Annotated in this window: 3 protein-coding genes; 1 reads left to right on the forward strand and 2 read right to left on the reverse strand. The window is 77.5% G+C overall.

The genetic code is table 11. The features are described from left to right. Positions 1-308: 308 nt before the first annotated feature. Together AB0O40_RS37680 and AB0O40_RS37685 are read right to left on the reverse strand one after the other, a co-directional pair. On the reverse strand, positions 309-1,343 hold the full coding sequence (locus tag AB0O40_RS37680) for a helix-turn-helix transcriptional regulator (protein ID WP_365050842.1): 1,035 nt from the start codon (positions 1,341-1,343) through the stop codon (positions 309-311). Between the two features lies 1 nt (position 1,344). Then, positions 1,345-2,256, reverse strand: coding sequence for a DUF4097 family beta strand repeat-containing protein (locus AB0O40_RS37685; protein ID WP_365050845.1), 912 nt, complete (start codon positions 2,254-2,256; stop codon positions 1,345-1,347). Between the two features lie 187 nt (positions 2,257-2,443). On the opposite strand from AB0O40_RS37685, the gene AB0O40_RS37690 reads away from it, so the two are divergent. Beyond that, positions 2,444-3,187, forward strand: coding sequence for a hypothetical protein (locus tag AB0O40_RS37690; protein ID WP_365050847.1), 744 nt, complete (start codon positions 2,444-2,446; stop codon positions 3,185-3,187). Positions 3,188-3,536: the final 349 nt, after the last annotated feature.

Consider the following 3,536-nt stretch of genomic DNA (forward strand, 5'->3'; position numbering starts at 1 on the left):
GGCGGGCGTGGCCGCCCCGGGGTCCGGGCCCGCGCCCGGCCGCTGCGCGGAGCCGTCCCCTCCCCGCCCCTTCCCGAAACCGGTGGGCGGCCGCCCCCGGATCCCCCGCACCGCCGCTGCGCGACGGTCGCCTCAAACGCCAGCGGGGCTGGCAGGGGGTACAGCGGGGCTCCGCCCCGAACCCCGCTGCGCGACGGTCGCCTCAAACTCCCCCAGCTACCGCTGGGAGGTGCCCCCAGCAGGGCTGGGAGGCCCGGGGCCCCAGCGCGGCTGGGTGGGTGGGGCAACGCCACCGGGCCGGACGGGGGTCAGGGGCGGAGGAGGGCCGTGAGGGCGGCGGCGGTGTCGGCCAGGTGCCGCCGGGCCGCCGCGAACTGCTCGGCGCTCACCCCTCGGTCCCGCGCCGCATCCCGGACCTCGTCCCGGAACCGGTCCAGCAGCCGGTCCAGATCCCGGGCCGGATCCCCGGTCCCGGGGCTGTCCTGCGCCCACGCGGCACCGGCAGCGGAGGCCGACGCATCCGCGGACCGGGCCCCGGCGGAGGCCGACGCGTCCGCGGACCGGCCCGCAGCGGAGGCCGACGGGGCCCCCGTGGGGGCGGACGGGTCCGCGGGCCAGGCCGCGTCGGGGGCGGACGTGGGGTCGGGCTTGAGGAAGGCGTTGGTGGCGCCCCGCGCCAAGTCGCCGAGCTGCGCGGTCAGCTCCGTGAACCCCTCCCGCACACCCGATGCGGTGAACTGGTCCTGGATCGCCCGCGCCATCCGCTGGACGTCCTCCCGGGCCCGCTCCTGCGCCTCCTTGGCCTGGCGCCGCGCCTGCTGGGCCTCCTCACGGGCCCGCCGGCTCTCGTCCTTGGCCCGGCGGGCCTGCTCCTTCCACTCCTGGCGGGCCCGCCGCAGCTCCTCCTTGGCGTGCCGCCAGGCCTCGCTGTCGCTGAAGCCCTCCTCGCGCCGGTGCTCGGAGGCCGCCGCCGCGGCCCGCATCTCGCGCCGCAGGTCGCCGGCCGCACCGCGGACGTCATCGCGTATCTCCGCGGCCAGTTCGGAGACCGACTCCCGGATCTCCAGCTCCAGGTCGGCCAGTTCGCCACCCCGGCCGGCCAGCTCCGTGCGCCCGGCGTCGGTGATCGAGTAGACCTTCCGGCCGCCTTCGGTGGCGTGCGTGACCAGGCCCTCGGCCTCGAGCTTGGCCAGCCGCGGGTAGACCGTGCCGGCGGAGGGGGCGTACAGGCCCTGGAAGCGCTCCTCCAGGAGGCGGATGACCTCGTAGCCGTGCCGGGGGGCCTCGTCGAGCAGCTTGAGCAGGTAGAGGCGCAGACGGCCGTGGGCGAAGACGGGCGGCATGTCAGAGCACCTTCTTGTCGAGGGAGGGCGGGGCGGCGGGGGCGTCCGGCTCGGCGGTGCCCGCGGCCTCGAAGGGGTCCGCGGCCGCGGCCGGCCGGCGCAGCAGCGCGATCGACCCCGAGACGGTGGAGGCCTTGAGCGTGCCGTTGCCCGATCCGAGCGTGCCGGTCATCCGCTTGGCGCCCCACTGGCCGGTGACCCGCAGGTCCTCGAAGGCCGTACGGACGGACCCGCTGGCGGTGTTGGCCTCCACGCGGGTGTCGGCGGGGTGCGGCAGCCGGATCGCCACCTCGCCGGAGACCGAGGTCAGGGTGATCTCGGAGGGGCCCCCGGCCGGGTCCGGGCCGAGGTCGAGGACCATGTCGCCGCTGACCGAATCGGCGCGCACGGTGCCGCCGGTGCCGTCGACCACGGTCAGGTCGCCGGAGACGGAGTGGAAGCGCAGCTCGCCGCTGACGGACTGGGCTTCGACGTTGCCCGAGACGGTGTCGGCGCGGACCGGGCCGGCCAGGCCGACGAGGGTGCTGTCACCGGAGACGCCCCGGACCTCGGTGCCGCCGCGGACGCCGGAGACGACCGCGGTCGCGCCGACCGCGCCCAGCTCCACGCGGGCGCCGGCGGGCACGGTCAGGGTCACCTCGGCGGTGCGCTGCCAGGCCTTGCGGTCCAGGCGCGGGCTCTTGAGGAACGCCTTCCAGGTCAGGTCCTCGTAGGCGATGGTCAGGACGCCGTCCTCGTGGGTCACGATCAGCGGGGGTCCTTCGAGGCGGCCGACCTCGAGCCGGGCCGGGCCTTCCTCGTCCGTGCCGACGACGTTCACCGCGCCGTTGACGACGCGGACCCGGACGTCGGTCACGGGCGCGTCGAAGGCGAGCTTCTGTGCGTCGGCGACCGTCCACGTCGACTGGGTCATCGTGCTGCTCCTCCTCGTCGGGATCGCCGGGCAGCCCGGTCGGGCGTGCGCCGGTGGCGGTTCGACGCAACATATCGCGTCTCTCGTCATTCACGATATATCGCGGCTGGGGGATGTCAAGGACGCGAGCGGGCAGCCCTTTGTTGCCGAATAGGGCGTTTTGCGGGACTTGCCTTAGCGTGTGGGCATGCCGAACTCCCTGACGACGGCGGGCGGGCTGCTGCTCTGCCACGCCGAACCCGCCGCCGTACGGCCCGCCGCCCACCTGCTGCGCGAGCGGCTGCTGCTGGCCCCGGCGGGGGCGCACTGGTCCCTGCTGGCGCCGGAGGGCACCCCGTGGGGGGCGGGCTCGGACTCCGTCGAGGACGTCCTGACGGGCTGGACCACGGCGGTCGCGGTGGGCACCGGCCGGCCGGTGCTCGGCCTGTGGTGGGACACCGAGCGGACCGGCTTCGCGGTCGCCGCGGGCCTGCGGCGACCCCTGTCGTACGGGTGGGCCGCGGACGGGACGCCGAGCGGCGATCCGGACGTCATGCGGAGCCTGGGGGCGCGGTTCGGGCTGGACCCGGTGCTGGACGTGGCGGCCCTCGAAGACCTCACCCGCGCCGACCCGGCGGCGGACGGCCGGGCCCGGCTGCTGGGGCTGCTGGCGGTGCTCTCCCGGGCCGGCCTGGACCTGCCGGCGGGGGTCGCGCCGGGGCGGCCGGGAGCAGGGCTGCGGGCGGCGGTACGGGGGGTGCCGGGGGGCGGTTCGGTGGAGTGGCCGGGCTGGCGGCAGGCGGTCCGCCGGGGCCCCCGGGCCCTGGGCACCGCCCAACTGGCCGTGGGCGTCCCCCTCCTCCTCTGGGCCGCCGCCCACCGCTCCCCCGGCTGGACCGCCGCCGGCCTCGCCCTCACCGCCAACGGCACCCTCACCCTGACCCGCCCCTAGCCCGCCCCACCCGCCGCCCCGCCGGCGTTTGAGGCGCGGGGTCCCGGGCGGAGCCCCGAAACCTGGGCGTGGCCCACCGCTTGCCACTCCCGCTCCGCCCGGAACACCTCCCGCCCCCGGTGCAGTGGCAAATCCAGCCCCGCCGGCGTTTGAGGCGCGGGGTCCGGGGCGGCGCCCCGAAACCTGCGCCCCGCCCACCCTTTGCGTCCGGCCGGGCGGCAACCCGCCCATCCAGCCTCGCCGGCGTTTGAGGCGCGGGTTCCGGGCCCGGGCCCGGCCGCTGCGCGGAGCCGGGCCCCCCCCCCCCCCCCCCCCCCACCGGGGGGGGGGGCCCCCCGCGCCCCCCCCC

The sequence above is a fragment of the Streptomyces sp. NPDC089919 genome (genome assembly GCF_040684615.1).
Lineage (GTDB): Bacteria > Actinomycetota > Actinomycetes > Streptomycetales > Streptomycetaceae > Streptomyces.

Bases quoted from the DNA above. Each gene is read 5' to 3' on its own strand.
- AB0O40_RS37680 (WP_365050842.1), bottom strand. From the start codon at position 1,343: ATGCCGCCCGTCTTCGCCCACGGCCGTCTGCGCCTCTACCTGCTCAAG.
- AB0O40_RS37685 (WP_365050845.1), bottom strand. From the start codon at position 2,256: ATGACCCAGTCGACGTGGACGGTCGCCGACGCACAGAAGCTCGCCTTC.
- AB0O40_RS37690 (WP_365050847.1), top strand. From the start codon at position 2,444: ATGCCGAACTCCCTGACGACGGCGGGCGGGCTGCTGCTCTGCCACGCC.